The sequence below is a fragment of the Cereibacter sediminicola genome, from assembly GCF_007668225.1.
Taxonomy (GTDB): Bacteria; Pseudomonadota; Alphaproteobacteria; order Rhodobacterales; family Rhodobacteraceae; genus Cereibacter_A; species Cereibacter_A azotoformans.
Genome location: NZ_VDEK01000023.1, coordinates 1 through 23,626, shown reverse-complemented (window position 1 = coordinate 23,626; position 23,626 = coordinate 1). Strand labels below are relative to the sequence as shown.

Sequence of the window (23,626 nt, the reverse complement as noted above, 5' to 3'; positions counted from 1 at the left end):
CACATCGCGTTACCTTTTACGGTAAAATATATGGTTGCCTTGGGTGCAACACAAGAATTTTGTTGTATTCGGTAAATCCCCTATTCGGGAAGATCTGGGGGCAGAAGGGCGAGCTGCGCCACGGCAAAACCCGGATTTTCGGCTGCACGCTCTGGACCGATTTCGCGCTGGCCGGCCGGCCGGGGGACGCCATGGAGATGGCACGCCGCCGGCTCCACGATTATGGCCGGATCTCGAAGTCCGATCCCGACGTGCGATTGTCGCTCGACGTGGAGGCACGGCGACGCTAGCTCGCCGGGGGCTCGCGACAGCCGTGCGCGGATGATCAGGCGAGTTGCCGAAAGGAGGCGCTGACTGCTATTTCTCCGGGCTAAGCCAGTAGTCTTCCAACCTGTCCGTCCAATCGTCCATGGTCCCCCGAAGACGATGAAGCTGTTTTGGCCGGGCCGAACAAACAGCTGCAGCGCTGTTGAGAAGAAGAAGCAATGGTATTGCGAACAGCGCTTTCAAGATCATGACCTGCCTTGTAAAGGCGCTCAACCCCATGGCAATGCGTCACTTTGGGCCGGTCGCCACCGTGCATGGCGACAGTATGTCGCTTCGCTATCAAAAAATTGAAATCCGCGTCGCAGCACCGTAGACAAGAGAGCTGAATTTCTGAACGGCGATTCCAATGACGAAGATTGATGCAGTTATCACCTGGGTCGATGGTGCGGATCCCGAGCATAGAGCGGCAAGGTTGGCTGCAATGCAGGAGCAGGGATGGGCCAACAACAGCAACGGCACGTATGAAACCCGGTTCAGCAACCTGGGCGAGATCTACTACTGCATTGCCTCGATCCTCAAGTACGCACCCTTCATAAACAGGATCTATGTGGTCACAGCCTCCCAGGTGCCTGAAGGCCTGTCCAGCTTCCCGGCGTCAGGACTATGCTCCGAAGATCGGATCGTCGTGGTTGATCATACCAAGATTTTCCAGGGCATTCCCGAAGCTCTGCCAACGTTCAATTCCCTTACCATCGAGACGATGCTATGGGCAATTCCGAATCTGTCCGAGTATTTCCTGTACTTCAACGACGACGTCTTTCTGAACGCCCCCATCGCGAGATCCGACTTGATCGGCGCGGACGGGAAGATTGTCCTTCGTGGCAAAATGCGCCCCATCTGGCCGCTGGAAGCAAAGTACCGGCTGAGAAACTTGCGCTGCAAGATCTTGAGAAACCGCCGGATAGCTGCACACTTCAAGACGGCGCAAATGCATGCCGCAAAGCTGGCAGGACTGAGCCAGTATCTGGAGATTGGCCACCACCCTCACATCATCAGACGCCGTACGTTTTGTGAATTCTTCGCGCAAAATCCCGACGTCCTGGCTCGCCAGCTGCAACACAAGTTTCGCAGCATTGACCAGTTCTTGCCCGTTGGCCTCGCAAATCATCTGGAAATCGCTTCCGGAAATGCGGTGGTGCGCAGCCCCCTTGGCTGCGCCTATCTTCGGCCGCAAACCGTGAACAGGGATCTGCTGGCGCAACTTTTCGACCCCGATATAGCGTACGGTTGTGTGCAGAGCCTGGACGAATTTGAGCCGAAGTGGCGCGCGAAGTTCATGAGGATCATGCGGGCGAAATTCGCGAGCCATCTGCCTGCCGACGCGAGGTCGCAGGTCGACAAGGACGATCAGGCAGTGGCCTGATGTCGGAGCCTGCATGCGTCCTCGCCTGAAGTCTCCCGCACCTCCGTCGAGGACAGGAATTTCGGGAGTCAGGCTTCCTGTCGCTCAAGTTCGGCCACAGCTTTGATCGCAGCAACGACATCTTCGACGAGGAGGACAGCCGGCGCGCCACGCGCTCGCTGTCCTTCGCCCTCAGGAATGCCTTCGGAATGGGAGGATGACATGCTGAAACGGACCGCAGCCGCGATCCTCATCGCCGCGCTTCCGGCAACGGGCTGGGCCGGGCGGACAGTGGTCGAACCGCTCCCCGAGGTGCTTCCGGATGTCTTTGCGCCGACGATCGCGGACATGGCCGCCGTTGCGGTCCAGCTGGGTGATCCCGAACTGGCCGCGGCCCTGGCGTCTGCCGAACCCGGAAGCCCCGAGGCCCTCTCGCTGGTGGCCACCATCCTCAACGCCTACGCCGAGCGGGTGATCGCCCTGGGGAGCCTGCCCCCGATGACGGCCGAGGAGCGGGCGGCGGCGCTCGAACTGCTGAACAACATCGCCCGTCTGACCGGCTCGACGCCCGCAACCCGCGAACTCGTCCGCATGATCTCGTCGGGAGGGAACGGATGAGAGAGGGCGGCGCATCCGCGGGTCAGACCGCGTCAGGCGGCGCCGACCGGACAAGGCCCGGTTCCGGAGGAGGATACGGCGGTCATCGATTTCGCAACCCTCTCCCGCGAGGAGCTCGAAGCGCTGCAAGCCGATGTCGCCGCGGCCATCGCCACCCTTGAGAGGCAGCGCAAGGCGCAGGCGCTGGCCGAGCTGGTCAGGCGGGCCCGCGAGCTGGGCTCACCCTGAAGGAGTTGACCGGAACGAGCGAACTGACGCCCTGGGAGCTTCGTTACCCCAATCCGGCCAATGCCAACCAGATCTGGTGCGGCCGCGGCCGCAAGCCCCGCTGGTTCGAAAAGGCGATGGCCGCCGGCCGGACACCCGAGGACTTGCTGATCTGACGAACGCGGGCGCGCCGGCCGGTGCAGGGATCCCGGCAGGCCCCCGTCGGTTGTGGGGGCGCAAAGGGCAGGTGCCCGATGGAGGCGCCAGCCGGGTCGGCATTCGAACCCGAAGGAGAGGCGAGCAAACGGCGCGGCGTCCGGCCATGGACCTGCGGCCTGTCGTGCTGGTCTGCGCGCACCCCGCCCGACAAGAACGGCCTGCGCCCTTCGCGGTCCCTCGACGGAATGCTGACGCGACGCATGTGAATGCCATGGATCAGGGAGTGCCTGGTGACCGGTTCCCTGGCCTCGCCGCCTGTTGCGGGCGGGCTCATGGCAGCAGCCTTCATGCCCCATTGCCGTACGAAAGCGGCCGGGACCGGCTTGCGTCACTTTTTCCGCTACGCGGCTGACACCGCCCGCTTGTCTGGACAGCCAGGATAAGCCGCCCTACCACCGGGGACCACTGGCCAGGATGGAAGAGGACGATGACAAGAACCGTGCTGCTGTCGGCCCTGGGCTTCCTGCTGGGCAGTTGCGGAACACCGGAGTTCCGGGCGGAGAAAGACAGCTGCACAGTGGACTGGATGACAAGGATCCCGCCTCGCCACGAGCAGGAAATGTACAATCAGGTCCAGTCGCGCCAGGTGCCGACCGGAACGACGACCTGCACCGGCGTCGGCTATACCGTCACCTGCCATCAGGTGATGCGCACCGAATATTACACCGTTCCCGCCGTTCGGACCGTGGATCGAAACGAACCGCTGAGAGACCTGCAGATCCGGCAATGCACACAGCAGGCCTGCATCGCAAAATACGGAAACGCCGAATGTGAAAAGCCCGGCTGATTCCCGGGTCATCCGAAACGTCCGTCGCCCGGGACGCGCGGGAGGACGGGGGCCGGCGCCTGGCGCCTGGGGTGGACCAGCGGGTCGCGGCGTGGGAAGGTCCCGGTCGTGGCGGCTGGTTGCGGTGCTGACATGAACCGGCAGCGTGAGACGGGAGCCTCAGTGGGCGCCCTCTTGGGAAACTGCGTATCGCTCGATCTGGAAGTCGATCCCAGGACGGCGCGGCTCTTCGCCTTCGCGGCAGTCCGGACGGGGGACGGCGAGGTTTGCCGCCACAGTGGAGGCGATTTCGGTCCTGCGCTCGTCCGGCTGGAGGCGTTCTGCGAGGGCGCCGATCACCTCATCGGTCACAACATCCTGCGTCATGACCTGCCGCATCTGGTGGCGCAGCGTCCGCGTCTCACGGCGATGGGCCGGAGCGTCATCGACACGCTCTGGCTCAACCCGCTGGCCTTTCCCCGCAACCCCTACCACCACCTCGTGAAGCACTATCACGATGGGCGGCTTCAGGCCGGGCATGTGAACGACCCGGAACTCGACGCCCGCCTGGTGTTCGAGGTGCTGGAGAACCACATCGCGGCCTTCGGGCATTTGCAGCGGGACGATCCCGATGCGCTGCTCGTCCACCACTTCCTCACGACGCGGGGCGAGACGTCGGCGGGGTTCGACGCGCTGTTCCGGGCGATCCGCGGCGCCCCGGCGCCGTCGGCGCCCGAGGCGGGGGCGGCGATCCGGCGGCTTCTGGCGGGGCGGGCCTGCGCGCATCGCATCGAGCAGACGCTGAGCCGGATCTCGAACCCGCAGCTCGGCTGGCCGATGGCCTACGCGCTGTCCTGGATCTCGGTGGCCGGCGGGGACTCGGTCATGCCGCCCTGGGTGCGGACGCAGTTTCGCGAGGCCTCGCTGATCGTGCGGCATCTGCGCGACACGGCCTGCGGCAGCCCCGACTGCGCCTGGTGCGCCGAAAACAACGACCCGAAGCGGGCATTGGAGCGCTGGTTCGGCTTTCCCGCCTTCCGTCCCGAACCGGTGGACGAGATGGGCCGCCCCCTGCAGGAACGCATCGTGGCGGAGGCGATGGCGGGAAAGAGCGTCCTCGGCATCCTGCCCACGGGAACCGGCAAGTCGGTCTGCTATCAGATCCCGGCGCTGTCGAAGTTCGACAAGACCGGCGCGCTGACCGTGGTGATCTCGCCGCTGGTGGCGCTGATGGCCGACCAGGTGCAGGGGCTGGCGCGGGCCGGGATCTCCTCGGCGGTGACGGTGAACGGCATGCTCTCGCTGCCCGAGCGCCACCACGCGCTGGAGCGGGTGCGGATGGGCGACGCGGCCATCCTGCTGATCGCGCCGGAACAGTTGCGTTCGGTTTCGGTCCGCTCGGCGCTGCGGCAGCGCGAGGTCGGGCTGTGGGTGCTGGACGAGGCGCATTGCATCTCGAAATGGGGCCACGACTTCCGGCCGGACTACCGCTACGTCAGCCGCTTCATCAGGGAGTTCTCGGGCGATGAGCCGCCGGCGCCGGTGCTCTGCCTGACCGCGACCGCGAAACCCGAGGTCGTGCGCGACATCCGCGAGCATTTCCAGAGCCGCGTGGGGCAGGAGCTGCAGCTTCTCGACGGCGGCGCGGTGCGCACGAACCTCAGCTTCTCCATCCTTCCCACCCAGCGCCAGACGAAGCTCGCCGACATCCTCGACGCGATCGAGGCGGACCTGCCGGCCGAGGGCGCCTCGGGCGCGGTGGTCTATTGCGCCACGCGGTCGGCCACCGAGCGCGTGGCGCAGTTCCTGAAGGCGCAAGGGCTGGCGGCGGAGCGCTTCCACGCCGGGTTGCCGCCCGAGGAGAAGCGCGAGATCCAGGAGCGCTTCCGCGTGGGCGAGTTGCGCGTGATCGCCGCGACCAACGCCTTCGGCATGGGGATCGACAAGCCCGACATTCGCCTCGTGGTGCATGGCGACATCCCGGGCTCGCTGGAGAACTACCTGCAGGAGGCGGGACGGGCCGGGCGCGACCGTCAGCCGGCGCGCTGTGTGCTGCTGTTCGCGGCCGAGGATGTGGAGCGGCAGTTCGGCCTCTCCGCCCGCTCACGCCTCGCCCGGCACGAGATCGGGGCGATCCTGAAGGCGCTCCGCCGTCTCGAGACCCGGATGAAGAAGAACGGCGAGGTGGTGGCGACCCCCGGCGAGATCGTGCGCGAGGAGAAGGACCAGGAGTTCGAGCGCGACCGTGCCACCGACGACACCCGGGTGAAGACCGCCGTGGCCTGGCTGGAGGAGGCGACGCTTCTCAGCCGCGAGGAGAACCGGGTGCAGGTCTTCCCCTCGTCGCTCCGCATCCGCACGCTGGAGGAAGCGGCCGGGATCCTCGACAAGGCGCAGGTCACCGGAACGCGGCGGACCCAGCTCCTCGACCTCGTGCGCCACGTGATGACCGCGCCCGCCGACACCGGCATCTCGACCGACGACCTGACCGGCGCCTGCGGCCTTACCGGCCCGGCACTGCGCAAGGCACTGAGCGACCTCGAGGTGCTGGGGATCGCCAGCAACGACACCGCCATCACGATCTTCATTCACGTGGGCGTCGAGGACGCCTCGCTGAAGCGGCTGGAGCTGGCGGCGCGGCTGGAAACCGACCTCATCGCCCTGATGCGCGAAGCGGCACCTGACGCGGGCACGCGCGAGCCCGAGCCCCTGCTGCCGGGCAAGGGCGTCGAGATCCGCCGCCAGACCACCGGCGCCTCGTGGAAGGCGATCGTCGAGGCGCTGGAGAACCCGGTACAGGCAGAGATCGTCCGCGACGACCGCGAGCATACCAACGTGCTGGTCCTGGCCGGCCCCGGCTCGGGCAAGACCCGCGTGCTGGTCCATCGCATCGCCTACCTTGTCCGCGTGAAGCGCGAGGACCCGCGGGGCATTCTGGTCCTGACCTACAACCGCCACGCGGCGGCCGAGGTGCGCGAGCGTCTGCGGCGGCTGATCGGGGACGAGGCCGCGGGCATCACCGTCTCGACCTGCCACGCGCTGGCGATGCGGCTGGTCGGGGCAAGCTTCGCCGGTGACCGCGACGGGCCCCGCGACTTCGACGGCATCGTGATGCAGGCGGTGGCGCTCCTGCGCGGCGACGGGCTCCCGAAGGCCGAGGCCGAGGCCTTGCGAGAGACGCTGATCCAAGGCTACCGCTGGATCCTTGTCGACGAGTACCAGGACATCGGCCCCGAGGAATATGCCCTGATCGCCGCCGTGGCGGGGCGAACCCTCGAGGACCGCGAACTGCGCCTCAGCCTCTTCGCGGTGGGCGACGACGACCAGAACATCTACGCCTTCGCCGGTGCCTCGATCGACTTCATCCGCCGGTTCGAGGCGGATTACGCGGCAAGGCCCGTCTACCTGACCGAAAACTACCGCTCGACCGGCCACATCATCGCGGCCGCCAACGCCGTGATCGCCCCGGCCGCGGGGCGGATGAAGGCGGGCCACGACATCGCCGTCAACCGCGCCCGCGCCGGGGAGGCGCCGGGCGGGGTCATGGCGGCGCTGGATCCGGTGGCGCAGGGCCGGGTCACGCTGCTGGCCTGCCCGCCGGGGGACGGGATGCAGGCGGTGGCGGCGGTCGACGAGCTTCTGCGGCTCTCGCGTCTCGACCCGGACTGGTCGTGGCGCCGCGCCGCCGTCATCGCGCGGGAATGGCGGCGGCTGGAGCCGGCGCGCACCTATGCCGAACAGCTTGGCATTCCGGTGGAGCTGGCAAGCGAGACCATGCCCAGCCTCTGGCGCATGCGCGAGATGCAGGCCTTCCTGCGCGAGATGCTGCGCGACCGCGCGCGGCTTCTGACCATTGCCGACCTCGTCGGAATTCTGAACGGCCTGCCGCAGAACCGCTGGACCGACCTGATCGGCGAGGGCATCGGAACCCTCGCGCGCGAGCTGGTGGAGAAGGCCGCGCCGGTGCCCGATCTCGTCCAGTGGTTCGGCGAATGGGCGCGCGAGGCGCGCGCCGAGCAACGCGGCCTCCTGCTCCTCACCGCCCACCGCGCCAAGGGGCTGGAATTCGACCATGTGGCGATCCTGGACGGCGGCTGGGACCGTCCCTCGCGCGGTGAAGATGCCGATGCGCCGCGGCGGCTGTTCTACGTCGCGATGACCCGGGCGCGCTCGAGCCTCACCGTGCTGGCGCAGGGGCGTCATCCATTCCTGCGATCCGTGGGCGGTGCGGTGCTGCCGCGCGAGGTATCTCCGGACCCCACCTCGCTCCCGGACGCCCGGCGCCGGATCATCGCGCCCGATCCCAGGCTCGTTGATCTCTCCTTCGCCGGTCGCCTGAGGGACGCAGACCCATCGCTCGCGGCCATCGCCGAGGCGGCGGTGGGCGATCCCGTCACCCTGTCGCGCCACGGCGACCGCTGGCTGATCCTGGATGGCCGGGAACGTGTTCTCGGTCGCATGGCAAAGGCGTTCGCGCCGCCCGAAGACGCGGAGGTCATCGGTGGCGAAATCGCGGTCGTGCTCCAATGGCGGCGGGACGACGGCGACGACGCGTACCGGCACCTGATCCGGCGGGACGAGTGGGACGTCGTTCTGCCAGAACTCGATCCATTCAGCCGATGGTCGGGCTGAACGTCAGACGGACGGCACAGCGTGCCCAAGGGCGGGGAGGCGGCCTGTGAGCTTGCGGCATCGTATCCGCAGAAACCGGCGATAGCCGCCGTTCGCTGGGTCCCATGGTGGACGGCGCAATGCGCAGATTGCGCCGCCGCGAGGCTCTCGATGCGGCGCAGCTGAAGCTCATTGAAGCGAAAGGCAGGCGAACGCACGTAGCAAGGATTCATTCTCCGAAAGCTGAGAAGCCGCACGCTTCAAAGAACAGAGAACAAAGCGCGCTGCCTGCATGCATCAGATTGCCGACCGGAAACTGGGGTTCGTCACGATCTGATTGATGAATGCGGATGCAGCGCGGTTGAACGCCAGCGCCGCATTGGGGCATGCCGAATACGCAGAAAAACTCGTCTTGTATTCGTAGCGGGTTGTAACGGTGTATCCTGCCGGAAGCTTGGGGGACTGTACGACGGCTGCCAGATCCCAATATCCGCTGAACGTGTCCACTTTCATATTGGTAAGCGTGACGGTCAGCGGTGTCCCGCGGTCGCTGTAGAAGCCAGCGGCCAAGAACTCTGCGGTCATGGCCTCTTGAAGGGCCTGCGCAGCCGTTTGCCCACCGCCGACGTCAATCGGACCGGCGAGCCGACATGTCGGCTGGGTGTTAACTCCCTCCGCTACGAGGAACTGCAGAACCTTGGCTCGCTTCCCAGTGGCAGCAACCGGTTGCAGCGTGATCGTGTTCTGGGGGCTTGTCTGATAAGCGGGTGTAACGGACGTGTCGCAGCCAGCGAGCACCAGCATCGGAACCGCCAGCAACGCCATCCTAAAAGAAAGTCTCATGCTTAGTCCTTAAGAGAAGGGGTCAGGTGCGTAGCCACAGGTCGTAATGATCACGGCAGTGTGACGCAAGCTCGGGCGAAAGGGAACTGGCCCCCCTTTCGACCGGACACTTGGGCATAACAATGAAGGCTTAGGCATACGCCTGAGCATAGGCTTATGTCTGAGATAGAGACGGCGCCGCTGGACGACCGGGCCAGCATTTCAATTGTGGCACGCCGCAATGGCGTGGTGCCGAACCTGTTGTATCTTGGCTGCGGCTCATGCTCGAAAGGGGTGTCGCCGTGGCGGAAGACGATAGCGTCACCAGCAACAAGATCGTCAGCCAGATGGAGAACTGCATCCTCGAACTCGGACACGGCATTCGTCAAGCCACTTGTCCCGGGCGCTCGTTTGCAGGCTGCCCGTCGGCGCCGCCGGCGTGGTCGAGGCTCGGGGGGACCATCAGCCCGGTCAGCGTCGCCTGCGTCTCGTCGGGCAGGCTCCTCCAGTCCGGCGTTGGACGCGATCCGGCAGCGCCGGGCGAACCGAGAAACTCGAGTGGCTGAGGTGCCGTTTGGCGTGGCATGGGCATCCCGTGCGAAGGCTGTGCCGCGCGGCTTGAAGACACCAGGACTCTGTGCCAAAGCGCGCCCTTTCCGGGCCAGGGTGACTGTATGATGACCGAGATGTTTCTCTCCGACGATGACCGCGACAAGCTGAAGAAGGCGCTCGATGCCCGGACACCGGAAGTCGTCCAGGCCCGCATGGCCAATGCCCTGCTGCTTCTCTCCGAGGGCCTGCCCGTCGAGGATGTCGCAGGTCTTCTCTATCTTCCCGATGAGACGGTCGCAGGCTGGCGGAAGCTCTTTGCGCGGCGTGGCCGCCACTCTACCGCCTGATGCCAGATCGCTGAACCAGCCGGCCAGGCGGGACAGTTCCCGCCGTTCCCGACCGGCCTTCTCCGCACTGGCGGCACGACGGACACGCGTAAGCAAGGCCGCGCGCTTGAGTTCAGCCGCGGCTTCCGGCACCAACGAGGCCTCATCGGGAGGGACGGATGTTCCAGACCGTCACGATCCTGCTCGACTGCTGTGCCGATGGAGGCGGAGGCGGAGGCGAACGGCGGCGCCGAGGACCGGCTTCTTGATCTTCTGGAGGCCGTGATCGGCGACCTGCCCGGCGACACGCGGGCGCGGTTGCTGAAACGCCTCCGCTGAAGCTTCCGCCTGTTTACGGACGAGGGAGGATGTGATGCTGGTCGGTGATTGCAGTTGCGCCGTGGCCTTCAGCCCCAGGCGTGATCAAACCCGCAAGACTGGCAGCAGAAGATGGGGTGGCGCGCCGCTGCCGAGTGCCCTCGTCATCGCGTGCATGTCGGCCCGCACGTCAGGACCCAAGGTTGCGCCCTTTCGTGCGCCTGCAAATTGCTCAGCGCGTGGCTTTGATCGAGATCGGGCGGCTGCCCTCCTGCCCAGCCCCTGACGGTAAATGTTGAAAAAGCTCCTTTGATTGGCCGCACTGCGGCCAATCTTGCCTTTGAGACAACGCTTGGGGGGATCGAAACCGTCGTTCCAAGGCCTCTCAGACAGGCGCCTCCGGCGTTGTCAGCCGCCGAGGGATGGAAACAGCAAAGAAGCCGCTCAGCCGAAGCGCGGGGGCTTCTGACGGTGGTGGTGGATGGTGATGATCTCGACCGCCTCGGCGTGAAGCCGGTAGTGGATGCTGTAGGGCAGACCGGAGACGCGCAGAGTGCGTGTTGGCCCACCCTCCCACTCCACGCCGAGGCGGGGAAAGTCCGTAAGCATCTCGGCGCTCTGGCGAATGCGCAGAACCACGCGGAGCGCGGTGTTCAGGCTGGCGGCGAAGGCGAGGTAGGCCTGGATCTCCCGCAGACGGCGGGCCGCGCGGGGTGAGAAGAACAGCCTCATTCGAGGCCGAGTTCCTTCCAGACCTCTTCAGCCGGAATGCCCTTCCCGGCGTCGAGTTCGGCAATCCCGGCCGCGATCTCGGCGGCGAGCCATTCCTCGTAGCCCGGTTCAGGCTGGTCTTCGGGCAGGCCTGGCTTCAGCCAGCGATCCACCTCGGTCTGGGCCTCGATGCGCATGATGGTGTCTCCTTCGGCCAAGGTAGGCTTTTTCCGGTTTCCGGGCAAGCCGCAGTCTCCCTGAGCAGAAAGGTCGCAGCCGTCACGAAAGCCGTCCGCTTTCCCATCGATGAACCACGGGCCTTGGCGAGTTGATCATCGAACTCCTCGGCCATGTCGCGAGCGGCAACATGGTCACGCTGGTGCCCGTGGGCACGATGCTCACGACCCAGCAGGCGGCCGACATGCTGAACGTCTCGAGGCCGCACCTGACCAAGCTTCTGAAGTCGGGAGATTTGGGTGAGTTAGGATTGTGAAATTCACGAGTCAAGCGCGATGAAGACCCCAGTTTTAGCGAGGATGATCGGGCAGGTGGCCCGTCCTCTGGTCATCCTCGGCCGGGCTTTGGACCGAAGTGGAACCGATACCCGCAGCGCTGGTTCTGGCCCAAGACTCAAGAGAGGGGCGTGACCTTGAGCCTTCCCCCGTTGCCCGCGCGCCCAAGCGCCGCCCCGTCCGGTTCCTTCTGGCGGGATGGGGCTGAGGGATGGCGGGGCGGTCTCGGGTGGGCAGGCGTCGGCGGGCTGCTTCTGACAGGTGCGGCCGCACTCCTGCTGCCGGTCCTGACCGGAAAGACGCCGGACGTGACGCGGCGGGACGGACAGCATCTGCGGCGCGAGACGCGGGCCGACGCTGCGCACCGTTCTCGACCGGATGCGCGAAGAGGCCGGATGCTATCTTGGCGAAGTGCGGCAGGCGATGGGGACCACGCAGGGTCGCCCGATCAACGACCGCACGCTGATGGGGTGCCTTGCAGCCGCCCAACATGAGACTGAACACCTGCTCGGCGGGGCGGCGCGCACCCTGCACGCGCTCGGCTTCGCGCCCGACGAGATCCGCGGGGCGCTGTTGCATCTCGGGCGGACCGTCGAATGCCGACCCTTATGGCCTCTTCTCGCCCGGTCATCCGGGCGCCCCGGCACGCGCCGGGGCTTTCCCTCGGATCAGGCGGCGGTCCGATCCATCCAGTCCTTGTGGCGCTGCTCGTCCGCCAGCGCCCGCTCCACCAGCGGCATCAGCTTGGCCGAGGACTGCGGGTTTTCGACCGCGTTCGAATAGGCGGTGACCGTGTCGGTCTCGTTCGTGCTCATCGCCTTGAGGATGGCACCATCCCCCATCAGCGAGGCGAGCTTGACCTTGCCGGTGGTCAGGAACTCCTTGGCGTCGCCCTCGGTCGGAGGTACGAGACCGATCTCGGCCGCGCACTCCCTCAGCCCGCTGAGATGAGCCTCGTGGTCCTCACGGAAGGCGCTGATCTGGGCCACGAAGTCCGGATTCTCGAGCCGCTCGATGACGGCGTCATAGGCGGCGATCGCATCATGTTCAAGCAGGATCAGGTTTTCGACAAGCTTCTCGATCGAGGTTTCAGTGCCGACTGTGGTGACCATTATCTTCTCCTTGGCTACAGACTGCGCTCAGCCGGGCGTGGAGTTGAATGTTCCCCATCCCGTGCCCCGATCGCCGCGGGGTCGTTCCGCCCGCACGGGGGGAGAACTGCCGGTGATGGTGCCTGGACGGCTGGCAGCGGCCCCGAGGGGTTGCCGTTCGGCGCGATCCGCGGCGACGTTCTGAAGCAGCGGCCGGCAAGGGCTTGCCTCGTCGCTTGCTGCCCTCGCCGCTCCGGCTTGGGCGCAGGAGACGTGCGGCCGGATCAGCATCGCCGAGATGAACTGGGCCTCGGCCGGGGTGGCGGCGCAGGTGGACCGGATCATCCTCGAGGAAGCCTTTGGCTGCGACGTGGAGCTGGTCCCCGGCGACACGATGCCGACCCTCACGCGAGATGTGGGTGAACGCGCCCTGCTCGACGCCGCCGTGGAGGGGGCCGGCTGGTGATCGCGGCGCCCATCCTCGAGGAAGTTTCGCGGCTCAGAAGGGCCGCTGCACCTGCTGATCGACAGCACCGGCATCAAAATCGAGGGCGAAGGCGAGTGGAACGCCCGTGGCGGCGCCAAACGCAGGGTCTGGCGCAAGATCCACATCGGGATCGACAAGAAATCCCTCGAAATCCGGGCCGCGGGGTTCACCACCAGCGACGCGCCCATGCTGCCCGAGCCGCTGGACCAGATCCCGCCCGAAAAGCAGATCGCCAGCGTCACTGCCGATAGCGCCTTCGATACCCGCAAGTGTCATGAGGCCAGGCAACCGCTACTTCCCCGAATAGTCGCGATACCAGGCGACGAAGCGCGCGATGCCGTCGCGGATGTCCGTCTGCGGGCGGTAGCCGGTGAGGCGCTGGAGAAGCCCCGCATCGGCCCAGGTCGCGGGCACGTCGCCCACCTGCATCGGCAGGAGGTTGCGGATCGCGCGGCGGCCGAGGCTCTCCTCGATGGCCTCGATGAAATCCAGCAGCCGCACCTTGTCGGAATTGCCGATGTTGACGATGCGGAAGGGGGCCGCGGGCGAGAGGCTGTCGCCCTCGACCGCCGTCTCGGGGCCTCCGGGCACGGCCTCGATCAGGAGGCGGATCGCGCGGACGAGATCGTCCACATAGGTGAAGTCGCGCCACATCTCGCCGTGGTTGTAGATGTCGATCGGCCGGCCGTCGAGGATCGCGTCGACGAACTTGAACAGCGCGAGGTCGGGCCGCCCCCAGGGGCCATAGACCGTGAAGAAGCGGAACAGGGTGACCGGCACGCCATGCACATGGGCCCAGGCGTGGCCCATGCTTTCGTTCGCCTTCTTGGTGGCGGCATAGATGGTGAGCTGGTGGTCGGCCTTGTCGGTCTCGCGGAAGGGCATCTCCTCGTTGGCGCCATAGACCGACGAGGTCGAGGCCATCATCAGGTGGGCCACCTTCAGCCGCCGCGCCGCCTCCATCACGCTGAAGGTTCCGATCACGTTGGCATCGAGATAGGCCCGCGGGTTCTCGACCGAATAGCGCACGCCGGCCTGGGCCGCGAGATGGACGATCACCTCGGGGGCGAACTCATCGGCCACCCGGTCGAACAGCGCCTGATCCTCGAGCAGACCCTCCGTGGCCGAGAAGTTCGGGTCCTGCAGCAGCATCGCATGGCGACGGCGCTTGAGGGTCACGTCGTAATAGTCGGTCATCCCGTCGTAGCCGTGGACGCGGAAGCCCTCGGCGAGCAGCAGCCGCGCAAGATGGAAGCCGATGAAGCCGGCCGTGCCGGTGACGAGGATGCGCCTCACGAAAAGCCCCTCCTGGGTTCGCTGGGTGGTGCCCGGCCCGCAAAGGCCGGGCGGTTCTTCATTCGGCGCGCCGGGCTGCCGTCAGGCCGTCTCCCGCGCATGCTCCCCGGAAGCTTGCGCCGCACCACGATCCGTTCCCTGGTCCTGACCCCGGCCCGGCAGCCCGTCCAGCCGCCGGCCCACCGCCTCGCAGGCCATGAAGCCCGCCGCGCGCACCGCCTCCGGCTCGTAGACATTGCGCAGATCCGCAAGCCGCGGTACCGCCATCAACCCTGCCAGGCGCTGCAGATCAAGGGCGCGGAACTCGTTCCACTCGGTCAGGATCACCAGCGCCTCCGCCCCCTCGGCCGCGGCATAGGCATCCTCCATCCAGCGCACGCCCGGCAGGAGATGCTCGCCCTCGCGCCGCCCCTCGGGATCGACCACCCGCACCTTCGCCCCCGCGCCGACCAGGGCCGGGACGATGGTCAGCGAGGGCGCGTCGCGCATGTCGTCGGTGTTGGGCTTGAAGGTCACGCCCAGCACCGTGATCACCTTGTCGCGGCACGAGCCTTCGCAGAGATCCTCGATCTTCTCGATCATCCGGCGCTTGATCTCGTCATTGACCTTGATGACGGTCTCGACGATCTGGATCGGCGAGGCATGCTCCTGCCCCATCCGGGCGAGCGCCCTGGTGTCCTTGGGAAAGCACGAGCCGCCATAGCCCGGTCCGGCATGGAGGAACTTGTTGCCGATCCGCCCGTCGAGGCCCATCCCCTTCGAGACGGCCTTGATGTCGGCCCCCACCCGCTCGCACAGCGCGGCGATCTCGTTGATGAAGGTGATCTTGGTCGCGAGGAAGGCGTTCGCGGCGTATTTGATCATCTCGGCGCTCTCGAGGCCGGTAAAGACCACCGGAAAGTCGCGCAGGAAGAGCGGGCGGTAGATGTCGGCCATGATCTTCCGGGCGCGCTCGGACTCCAGCCCCACCACCACGCGGTCGGGGCGCATGAAATCGTCGATGGCGGCCCCTTCGCGCAGGAATTCGGGGTTCGAGGCCACGTCGAAATCGGCGGCCGGATTGGCCGCCCGGATCACCTCGGCCACCTTGCGGTTGGTGCCGATCGGCACGGTCGATTTGGTCACGACCACCGCGTAATGCTCGAGCGTGTGGGCGATCTCTTCGGCCGCGGCCATGACATAGGTGAGGTCGGCATGCCCGTCGCCGCGCCGCGTCGGCGTGCCCACGGCGATGAACACCGCCTCGGCGCCGCGCATCGCCTCGGCCAGATCGAGCGTGAAGGACAGCCGCCCCGCCGCCACGTTGCGCGCCATCAGCGCCTCGAGCCCGGGCTCGAAGATCGGCACCTTGCCGTCCTTCAGCCTGGCGATCTTTGCCGGGTCCTTGTCGACGCAGACGACCTCATGTCCGAAGTCCGAGAAGCAGACACCGGATACAAGGCCCACATAGCCCGTGCCGATCATCGCGATCTTCATGTCGTTGAACCTCTGCAAAAGGGAAGGAGCGCCGCCCGAAGATCCGGGCGGCGCAGGCAAGAGGCAATCAGGTCACGGGGTCCCCGCCTCTCCATGAACCGCCGGTCTGCAAGGACGCAGATTCGCGCCATTATTCGGCGGCCCTGCGGAAACCGACCTCCTCCTCGAGGAAGGCATGGAACTCCTCGCCCAGATCCGGGCGCGCGAGCCCGAAGGCCACCGTCGCCTGCAGGAACCCCGCCTTCGAGCCGCAATCATACCGGCGGCCGCGGAAGCGGAACCCGAAGACCTGACCGCCGGCCCGGATCTCCTCCGCGATCGCGTCCGTCAGCTGGATCTCCCCACCCGCCCCCGGCGTCTGACGGTCGAGATGCTCCATCACCCGCGGGGCCAGGATATAGCGCCCGATCACCGCGAGCGTCGAAGGCGCGGCCTCGGACTTCGGCTTCTCCACCAGACCCTGCAGCCGGACGAGCGGTCCCGTCTCCCCGGCAATGTCGAGAATGCCATAGGAGGAGGTCGCCGCACGCGGCACTTCCGTCGCCGCCACCATGCTCCCGCCGGTCTCGGCGTGCGCCTCGATCATCTGCTGAAGGCAGGGCGGATCGCCCGCGATCACGTCATCGGTCAGGATCACCGCGAAGGGCTCGTCCCCCACCAGATGGCGCGCGCAGCGCACCGCATGGCCGAGGCCCAGCGGCCGGTGCTGCCGCACATAGGCGATCGCTCCCGAGTCCACGTCGGTCGCGGCCAACGCCTCGAGAAGGGCCGTCTTGCCCGACCGGCGCAGCGCTTCCTCGAGCTCGGGCGCCTCGTCGAAATAATCCTCCAGCGCCGATTTGCCCCGCGAGGTGACAAAGATGAACTGCTCGATGCCAGCCGCCCGCGCCTCGTCCATCGCGTACTGGATCAGCGGGCGGTCGACGAGCGTCAGGATCTCCTTCGGGATCGACTTGGTGGCGGGAAGAAAGCGTGTTCCAAGACCCGCGACCGGAAGGATCGCCTTTGTGACCTTGCGTTGCATGAAGTATCCTTGAGGATGAGAAAAGAAGCTCTCGCCGCCCCTCGCGCCCAGGATCAGGCGAGAGAGCGGCCGAAAGCCGCGCGGCACCGGAATGGCAGGTCCCCGGGGAGCGGCCGCAGGTCATGTCGGAGCGATCTCCCCAAGACTGCCCGTGAGCGCCGCAAGACCACGGGCCAAAAGATCCCCCGCCGCCCCGGGAGCTCCGGCCTCGACAGAGCCGGGTGCCCGAGCCGCCGCAGAGCAGGATCTGCGTGATCATGGTTCCTCACTTTCCCGATGGGTCCTCCGGTCCCGGCTGTTCCGGACCCGGATCTGCGGATCAGTCCCTGGCCTGCGGCCGGTAGCTGTACTGGTAGCCATAGCCGTATCCGTAGCCGTAGGGTCCGCGGCCGGCTTCGGGCTTGTAGGCGTTGAGCACCGCGCCCGCGGGCTTCACGCCCGCGCTCTGGAGCTGGCGCATCAGCGCCTCGACCTCACCCGTCGTGGTGATATCGTGGCGCACGACGGCGATGGTCGCCCCCACCGCGCGCCCGATCACCACGGGATCGGTGACGGCGAGCGCGGGCGGCGCGTCGAAGATCGTCAGATCGAAGCGGCGGTCGAGCTCCGCCACGAGCTCGGACAGGGCCGGCCGCATCAGGAGCTCGGACGGGTTGGGCGGATAGCGGCCCGTGGTCATCACCCGGAGTCCCGGGATCGGCGTGGGTCGCAGAAGATCCTCGAGCGCCGCCTCGCCGGCGAGATAGTCCGAAAGCCCGGGCTCTCCCTTCCCCACCCTGAAATACTGCCGGATCCGGCCGCGGCGCAGGTCGGCATCGACGAGGCAGACCCGTTGGCCCGCATCGGCCGCCACCACCGCGAGATTGACCGCGAGGAAGGACTTGCCCGCCTCGGGCGCCGAGGAGGTGAAGGCGATCGAGCGGCTCTGCGCGTCCAGCATCCCGAAATGCAGGCTCGTCCGGAGCGACCGGATACCCTCGACGGCCACCGCATCGGGCTCGGTCAGGGCCAGGATCGGCAGGGCGCCCTTCCGCCGACGGTTGCCCGCCACCGCGGGGGCATAGAGCACGGTGGCAAAGACCGGCAACCCCATCCGGTCGATCTCCTCGGCGCCCCGCACCCCCCGGCGCAGCCAGTGCCGCCCGAGAACGAAACCCGCCCCGCCGAGCGCGCCCAGCAGAAGGGCGAAGGCCAGAACCCTGCCCCGCCGCGGCGCGATCGGCAGGGGCTCGGTGCGGGCGCTGTCGATGATGCGCACGTTCCCGAGCGTGCTGGCCTTCAGCACGCTCAGCTCCTGCGCCCGGTTCAGAAGCTGCAGATAGACCTGCTGGGCCACTTCCAGATCGCGCGTCAGGTTGAAGACCTCGCGCTGGGTCTCGGGCAGCTCGGTCGTCTCGCGGCGCAGCGCCGCCAGCCGCTCCTCGAGCCGCGCCCGGGCGGAGAGAAGTTTCTGATAGACCGGGTGCTGCTGCGTGTAGCGCTCGGCGAGATCCTCCTCCTCGGCGGCAAGCTGGCGCAGCTCGGCCTCGGCGGCGGCGATCTGGGTCAGGAGGCTCTGGCCCTCGAAGCCGAGGTCGATCGCCTGCTGGGCTTGGCGGTAGGCGTTCAGCCGCTCCTCGGCCTTTGTGACCGCCGCGCGCGCCTCGGGCAGCTGGCGCTCGATGAAATCGAGGCTGCTCTGCGCCTCCGCGGCGCTGCGGCTCATGTTCTGGCGCAGATAGGCCTCGGTGATCGCGCCCAGCGTGCGCTGCAGCTCGGCCGGATCTTCTCCCGTCAGGCTCACCTCGAGGATGGACGAGCCCCGCCCGCGCTCGGCGACCGAGACCCTCTCCCGCAGCGACTGGATGGCCTGGGTTTCGTCGCGCTGCAGGATCACGAACGCGCGCCCCGGGGGGCCCTCGAGCGCCCCGATCCGCAGGCCGAACCCCTGCCCGGGCAGCGAGAGCGGCACGCCCACCGCGCCCTCGGCGAGGCTTTCGTCCGGCAGCCGGAGCGTGAAGCGCCCCCCTTCCCCCGCCGTCACCCGGATCTCCTCCCCGATCCACTCGGGCGGCACCTCGAGCATGTCGAGCCGGATCCGGGCGTCGCCCCGGTCATAAGCGGTCAGGACATCGAGATCGGGCAGCGGCAGCCGTCCCGAGGCCACGGCCTGGCCAAGGAGCGGCAGCCGGACCGGGGCGGCGCGCCAGTCGAGATGGGTGCCTGCCACCGCTTCGCCCAGCACGAAGCGCGAGCGCAGGATCTCGACCTCGGTCGCGCTCTGCGGCTCGATCTCCGCCATGGCGGACAGGGCCTGCGGCAGTGCCATCGAGCCGCTCTTGGCCTCGAGCTGCAGCAGCGCATCCGCGCGGTAGGTGGGGGGCGTGTTGACGAGATAGGCCAGCGCAAGGGCCGCCGTTCCGGTCATGAAGCCCGCGATCCAGTTCCTTCCGGCCCAGAGCTGGGCCATGAGCAGTCCGAGATCGATCTCGTCCTCTTCGGCGGCCTGTGCCGGCCGGGACGTGTCCGTCATCCGTCAACCCTCTTGCGCAGCCGGACCGACCAGGCATCGGCCGCCGCGGACAATCGTGAAAATGTGCTCTCGTACATCTCGGCCAGGCGGCCGTAGGGATCGGGGATCCCTCGACTTCCCGTCCAGTGGTCAAAGAGCATCGTCCGCCCCAGAAGCTGCGGCGCCATCCGGGCGATCCGAGCCCGATGCGCCGTCTCCATGACGAGAATGAGATCGAACCCCGTCCCCATCGCCGGCGTGAACTGCCGCGCCACATGGCCCGCAAGCGAAACCCCCTGCGCCTCGGCCACCGCCGCCGAACGCCCGTCCGCGGCACTTCCCACCAGCGCGGCCAGCCCCGCGGACTCGATCCGAAGCCCGGGCAGCCGCGCCCGCAGCAGCCGCTCGCCGGTGGGCGAGCGGCAGATGTTGCCGACGCAGACCACGAGGATGGACTGAACCTCCACCGGTCAGTTCGTCCCCAGCCGATCAAGGCTGCTGGTGATCCCCACCGAGGGCAGCAGGTCGCTGATCGTATCGTTCCAGCGGCTGAGCGGCGCGCGCGTCACATAGACCACATCCCCCGGCTGCAGCAGGAACCGTGTCCCCAGGAGAAGCGCCGTGGGCGACCGCGCATCAAGTTGGAACACCTTCATCCCTGGCCCGCCGTTCGCGCGAAACACGAAAACCCCCCGCGCATCCGCCCGCCGCTCGAGAATGCCGCCCTGCCGGCTCAGCGCCTGGGTCAGCGTCAGAGGCTCGACCGAGAGATCCACCGCCGCGGGCTTCACGATCTCGCCCAGAAGATAGGCCTCGCGCGCCTGCCGGCGCGCCACCGTGACGATGTCGCCCGGCCGCAGCACCGGGTTGTTGCTCCCGAGCCCCGCGTTCAGGAACCCCTCGAGATCCACCCTGTAGGAGCTCGTGCCGCGCCGGACCGTCACCCGGCGCGCGTCCGCCGTCTCCGTCAGCCCCCCCGCCGCGTTGATGGCATCGAGAAGCGTCAGCTCGACCGTCGTCAGCGGCTGGCGGTTCGGGCTCCTCACCTCCCCCGTCACGCTCACCGCCTGCGAGTTGAAGGCTGTCACCCGCACATCCACCTGCGGGTCCGGAACGAAGGCCGCAAGCCGCGTCTGCAACTCCGCGCGCACCTCCTCCGGCGCCCGGCCCTTCGCCCGCACCGCCCCCACATAGGGAAAGGCCACCGTCCCGTCCGCCTGAACCCGGAACCCGCTCTCCCCGGCGGTCTTCTCGCCCCCCGGCAGCAGCAGTTCCGGATGGTCGAACACCGTGATCCCCAGGATGTCCCCCACCCCGATCCGGTAGTCCCATCCCCCTCCGGCCGGCAGCCGCGTCGCCTGGTGCGGTTCCGCCGGCACCTCGAAGCTGCGGATGTTCTCCGCATCCAGCCGGATCACATGCACGTTCTCCGGAAGCGCCTTCTGCGCGCTCTCCGTCACCGGAAAGCGCACATGGCCCTCCGAACAGCCCGCCAGAACCGGCAGGCTCCCCACAAGAACAACCGTCAGTCGATGCAGCATCGGCGAAACCCGTCTCCCTCACCGCCGCTGCCTCCCTGAAGAGCCCGGCGACTGACACCAGAAATGACACCGTGAAAAGCCGGTGCCCGGGGGAAGCGCATCCGGATCCAAATTCACCCGCAACGCGTGTAGCCCCGCAACCGCTAAAAGCACAAAGCAACCCCAACAGAAATCCAGCCGGACGGTCAGGGCAAATATCGCAGGTATTAAAAAACCAATACCTACGAGAAAAGTACGGGAGGCGTGCAAGCAAGAGGCAGAGACCGCGGAGTATCCTGCATGGTCGAAGGCTCCAGGACCAGAAATCGGTCCGCAAAACCGTCGCAGGAGAGGGTTGCCGGCCTGCGGCGAAGCCTGCGCCGGCCGCGGCACATCCTTACGGATGGGCGAAACCGTTCGATCATATCGCAGGTTTCTGGCTGTCCCTTCGCCGCGGACCCGATGCAGTCAGCGCAACCGGGATCACCGGAAGAGAGTAGACGTAAGATTAACAATGACCCGAACAGTCATGAAACCGATCGCACCAAAGACATTTCCGGAAACTTTGGCGTCCATTTGAGAATGTGCGGCACCCCCCGTATCAAGATCCAAATTTAAGATATTGGGGAGAAGCCATATGACATCCGGTGAATGGATTCCCATCATCACGGCATTCTCCGTATCTCTCCTCTCCGCCGCACTCCTCGCGTGGACCCGGGACCATCACATCTCCCTCGTCCTGCGGCGCAACGATCTCCGCGCCGTTCAAGCCAGCCACTGCACCCCCACACCCCGCCTCGGAGGATTGGCTGTCCTCGCAGGCTTGACCGCCGGGGCGCTCCTGGCATCACAGGATACGGCCCACCTGTGGTCCATCATCCTCGCTTCCGCAGCCCCCGTAGCCTTGGCTGGCCTCGCCGAAGACCTCGGCCTCCGCATCCCGCCAGCAGGGCGCCTCGCCGCCGCAGCCCTCTCCAGCGTGGTGGCAATCGCCACCCTGCAGATTTGGCTCACCCGCCTCGACATCCCGGGTCTCGACCTCATCATGACCTGGTCGATCGTCGCCATCCCCTTCAGCATCTTCTCCGTCATGGGCGTCTGCAACGCCTTCAACCTCATTGACGGAATGAACGGTCTGTCCGGCTTCACAGGCGTTGCGACCGCCCTCGGCCTCGCAGCCGTCGCCCTGCTGGCCGAAGACCCGGGCCTCGTCTGGATGGCGCTCCTGCTCGTCTCCGCCCTGGTGGGATTCCTGATCTTCAACTACCCCCAGGCCCGGATCTTCCTCGGTGACGCAGGTGCCTATTCCCTCGGCCACCTGCTGGCATGGGTGGGGATCCTGTCGATCTCGCGGATCGACGAACTGACCCCCTGGGCCGTCCTGCTCATCTTCTTCTGGCCCGTCGCCGACACGCTCCTCGCCATCTGGCGCCGACGCACCGCCGGGCGCCCCTCCGATGAACCCGATCGGCTGCACTTCCACCAGCTCGTGATGCGCGCCCTCGAGATCCTCATCCTCGGACGTCAGGCGCGGCGCGTCGCAAACCCCCTCACAACCCTCATCCTGCTGCCCATGATCGCAGCCCCCATCACCGCGGGCGTCCTGCTCTGGAACCAGCCCCTCATCGCCTTCGCAACTCTCGCAGTTCTTGGAGCCCTCTTCATCGCTACCTACATGACCGGAATGACCCTCGCCGCCCGTCGCGGAAGGTACCTTCCGTCGCTCAGGGCACGCATCCGGGCAGCCAGCGCTGCCTGGACAACCTCGCCCACGCAAGAGGCCCGCGGCGTGTCCGATCTCGATGAAGCCGGAGATCGCGCGTGACCTGCCACCAGAACCTCCCCGACACGGCCCCCTGGTACCTCGTCCAGACCAAGCCGAACGCCTTCCGCATCGCCGAACGAAACCTGCTGAGACAGGACTTCTCCGTCTTCTCCCCGACGCAGAACCAGACGAAGAAATTCGGAACCCGCTTCCGCCAGGTCGTCCAGCAGCTCTTCCCAGGTTACGTCTTCGTCCGCTTCAATCCTGAATTCCCCCAGTGGCGCGCCATCAACGCAACCTATGGGGTTGCACGTCTCGTCACCTTCGGAAACATCCCCAGCCCCGTCCCGCACGCGCTCATCGCAGGCCTGCGCCAGAGATGCGCAAACGACGGAACACTCCTCCCACCCGAGCAGCTCAACCTCGGCGACCGCGTCCGGATCATCTCCGGCCCCTTCGCCGACTACATCGCAACCGTCGAGCAGATCGAGCCCGACAAACGTGTCTGGATCCTCCTCGATATCCTCGGGGGACAAGCAAAAACCCAGATCCAGATCTCGGCACTCCAGAAAGCAGGATAGGCGTTCGATCCCGGATGATAAATGGTTCAGCCTGAACAACCCGATCCGGCGGCTGCGAGGCTGTGCCGCTGAAACTGCTGATGCCTGATCACCGCTAGGACGAAGGGTGATGACGGAAGCAAGAAGAGCCCTCAGATGTGCGAGGATCTTGCGGATGTTGTGGTAGCAGCTGTTGATTTCCGCTGAGAGCTGACCCGGGTAGGCCGGAATGTCCAATGAGAAGTGACCCCACGGAACTGGGCCGAATGCGGTTTCGTGCGCCTGCGTTGTAGATTCAAGCTGCTAGATACTAACCTCGAGCAGCTTCCGACGCACGCATGGGTGAAACGCTATCGCCGGCAACGACCGGGTTCAACCGCTCTCTGCGCAGCGTTTGCCGTGCCGATCGATTGACGAGAGACCCTGCGCGGTTCTGCTCCCGGAGGTGCTGGAGCGCAGCGGCATTGTCCCGTGGATGACATACGTCATGACGTAAGTCATGAAACCAAGCCCCGGCAGGCGGCCCTCGGCGGCTTGAAGTTACCCACAAGTATCCGCCGGGGGCCTTGCGAGGCGGGCACCTTC

The 23,626-nt window shown here is 66.7% G+C and carries 20 protein-coding genes and 3 pseudogenes; 13 read left to right on the top strand and 10 right to left on the bottom strand.

The window, feature by feature from the left end:
• Nucleotides 1–62 precede the first annotated feature (62 nt).
• The 6 genes from FG154_RS14365 to FG154_RS14340 all read left to right on the top strand — a co-directional run bounded on the left by FG154_RS14365 (nt 63) and on the right by FG154_RS14340 (nt 8,111).
• On the top strand, nt 63–290 hold the full coding sequence (locus tag FG154_RS14365; protein ID WP_181318548.1) for a hypothetical protein: 228 nt from the start codon (nt 63–65) through the stop codon (nt 288–290).
• A gap of 383 nt (nt 291–673) precedes the next feature.
• Nucleotides 674–1,690 carry a stealth family protein gene (locus tag FG154_RS14360; protein ID WP_145109305.1) on the top strand — a complete coding sequence of 339 codons (1,017 nt, stop codon included), beginning with the start codon at nt 674–676 and terminating at the stop codon, nt 1,688–1,690.
• Between the two features lie 201 nt (nt 1,691–1,891).
• Complete coding sequence (locus FG154_RS14355; protein WP_244908357.1) at nt 1,892–2,287, top strand: hypothetical protein; 396 nt, start codon at nt 1,892–1,894, stop codon at nt 2,285–2,287.
• A 233-nt stretch (nt 2,288–2,520) separates the two neighbouring features.
• Nucleotides 2,521–2,670, top strand: a complete 150-nt coding sequence (locus FG154_RS21450; protein ID WP_246100297.1) for an H-NS histone family protein — start codon at nt 2,521–2,523, stop codon at nt 2,668–2,670.
• Between the two features lie 470 nt (nt 2,671–3,140).
• Nucleotides 3,141–3,500 (top strand): hypothetical protein, encoded by a 360-nt coding sequence (locus tag FG154_RS14345; protein ID WP_145109302.1) that lies wholly within the window; start codon nt 3,141–3,143, stop codon nt 3,498–3,500.
• A gap of 132 nt (nt 3,501–3,632) precedes the next feature.
• Nucleotides 3,633–8,111, top strand: coding sequence for a RecQ family ATP-dependent DNA helicase (locus tag FG154_RS14340; protein WP_145109299.1), 4,479 nt, complete (start codon nt 3,633–3,635; stop codon nt 8,109–8,111).
• Nucleotides 8,112–8,387: 276 nt separating this feature from the next.
• Here FG154_RS14340 and FG154_RS14335 read toward each other — a convergent pair whose 3' ends face one another.
• Nucleotides 8,388–8,933: a YajG family lipoprotein gene (locus tag FG154_RS14335; protein WP_145109296.1), complete on the bottom strand. Its 546-nt coding sequence runs from the start codon at nt 8,931–8,933 to the stop codon at nt 8,388–8,390.
• 156 nt (nt 8,934–9,089) lie between these two features.
• Here FG154_RS14335 and FG154_RS14330 point away from each other — a divergent pair.
• Both FG154_RS14330 and FG154_RS14325 read left to right on the top strand, forming a co-directional pair.
• Nucleotides 9,090–9,307: pseudogene (locus FG154_RS14330) on the top strand (transposase); the annotation flags it as partial.
• A 282-nt stretch (nt 9,308–9,589) separates the two neighbouring features.
• A complete protein-coding gene (locus tag FG154_RS14325) occupies nt 9,590–9,811 on the top strand; it encodes a helix-turn-helix domain-containing protein (protein ID WP_246100295.1) in 222 nt (73 codons plus the stop codon).
• A 741-nt stretch (nt 9,812–10,552) separates the two neighbouring features.
• Here FG154_RS14325 and FG154_RS14320 read toward each other — a convergent pair.
• Nucleotides 10,553–10,840 carry a type II toxin-antitoxin system RelE/ParE family toxin gene (locus FG154_RS14320; protein ID WP_145109293.1) on the bottom strand — a complete coding sequence of 96 codons (288 nt, stop codon included), beginning with the start codon at nt 10,838–10,840 and terminating at the stop codon, nt 10,553–10,555.
• Entirely contained in the window at nt 10,837–11,016 is a 180-nt protein-coding gene (locus FG154_RS14315) for a hypothetical protein (RefSeq protein ID WP_145109290.1), read from the bottom strand. The genes FG154_RS14320 and FG154_RS14315 overlap by 4 nt, the downstream gene beginning before the upstream one ends.
• 131 nt (nt 11,017–11,147) lie before the next feature.
• On the opposite strand from FG154_RS14315, the gene FG154_RS14310 reads away from it, so the two are divergent.
• Nucleotides 11,148–11,312, top strand: a complete 165-nt coding sequence (locus FG154_RS14310; protein ID WP_186312379.1) for a helix-turn-helix domain-containing protein — start codon at nt 11,148–11,150, stop codon at nt 11,310–11,312.
• 687 nt (nt 11,313–11,999) lie between these two features.
• Here the strand turns inward: FG154_RS14310 and FG154_RS14300 are convergent.
• A complete protein-coding gene (locus FG154_RS14300) occupies nt 12,000–12,443 on the bottom strand; it encodes a ferritin-like domain-containing protein (RefSeq protein WP_145109287.1) in 444 nt (147 codons plus the stop codon).
• Between the two features lie 202 nt (nt 12,444–12,645).
• Here FG154_RS14300 and FG154_RS21840 point away from each other — a divergent pair.
• A pseudogene (locus FG154_RS21840) lies at nt 12,646–12,911 on the top strand (glycine betaine ABC transporter substrate-binding protein); the annotation flags it as partial.
• A gap of 1 nt (nt 12,912) precedes the next feature.
• A pseudogene (locus FG154_RS14290) lies at nt 12,913–13,191 on the top strand (transposase); the annotation flags it as partial.
• A 9-nt stretch (nt 13,192–13,200) separates the two neighbouring features.
• Here the strand turns inward: FG154_RS14290 and FG154_RS14285 are convergent.
• The 6 genes from FG154_RS14285 to FG154_RS14260 all read right to left on the bottom strand — a co-directional run bounded on the left by FG154_RS14285 (nt 13,201) and on the right by FG154_RS14260 (nt 20,737).
• Entirely contained in the window at nt 13,201–14,205 is a 1,005-nt protein-coding gene (locus FG154_RS14285; RefSeq protein ID WP_145109284.1) for an NAD-dependent epimerase/dehydratase family protein, read from the bottom strand.
• A gap of 81 nt (nt 14,206–14,286) precedes the next feature.
• Entirely contained in the window at nt 14,287–15,681 is a 1,395-nt protein-coding gene (locus FG154_RS14280; RefSeq protein ID WP_145109281.1) for a UDP-glucose dehydrogenase family protein, read from the bottom strand.
• A gap of 130 nt (nt 15,682–15,811) precedes the next feature.
• Nucleotides 15,812–16,705 (bottom strand): UTP--glucose-1-phosphate uridylyltransferase, encoded by an 894-nt coding sequence (locus tag FG154_RS14275; protein ID WP_145109277.1) that lies wholly within the window; start codon nt 16,703–16,705, stop codon nt 15,812–15,814.
• Nucleotides 16,706–17,024: 319 nt separating this feature from the next.
• Complete coding sequence (locus tag FG154_RS14270) at nt 17,025–19,217, bottom strand: polysaccharide biosynthesis tyrosine autokinase (protein WP_145109274.1); 2,193 nt, start codon at nt 19,215–19,217, stop codon at nt 17,025–17,027.
• Nucleotides 19,214–19,663 (bottom strand): arsenate reductase/protein-tyrosine-phosphatase family protein, encoded by a 450-nt coding sequence (locus FG154_RS14265; RefSeq protein WP_145109271.1) that lies wholly within the window; start codon nt 19,661–19,663, stop codon nt 19,214–19,216. The genes FG154_RS14270 and FG154_RS14265 overlap by 4 nt, the downstream gene beginning before the upstream one ends.
• Before the next feature lie 3 nt (nt 19,664–19,666).
• On the bottom strand, nt 19,667–20,737 hold the full coding sequence (locus FG154_RS14260) for a polysaccharide biosynthesis/export family protein (RefSeq protein ID WP_145109268.1): 1,071 nt from the start codon (nt 20,735–20,737) through the stop codon (nt 19,667–19,669).
• A 616-nt stretch (nt 20,738–21,353) separates the two neighbouring features.
• On the opposite strand from FG154_RS14260, the gene FG154_RS14255 reads away from it, so the two are divergent.
• Together FG154_RS14255 and nusG are read left to right on the top strand one after the other, a co-directional pair.
• Entirely contained in the window at nt 21,354–22,541 is a 1,188-nt protein-coding gene (locus FG154_RS14255; RefSeq protein WP_145109265.1) for an MraY family glycosyltransferase, read from the top strand.
• Nucleotides 22,538–23,062 (top strand): transcription termination/antitermination protein NusG, encoded by a 525-nt coding sequence (gene nusG / locus FG154_RS14250; protein WP_145109262.1) that lies wholly within the window; start codon nt 22,538–22,540, stop codon nt 23,060–23,062. Before FG154_RS14255 ends, nusG begins: the two co-directional genes overlap by 4 nt.
• Nucleotides 23,063–23,626: the final 564 nt, after the last annotated feature.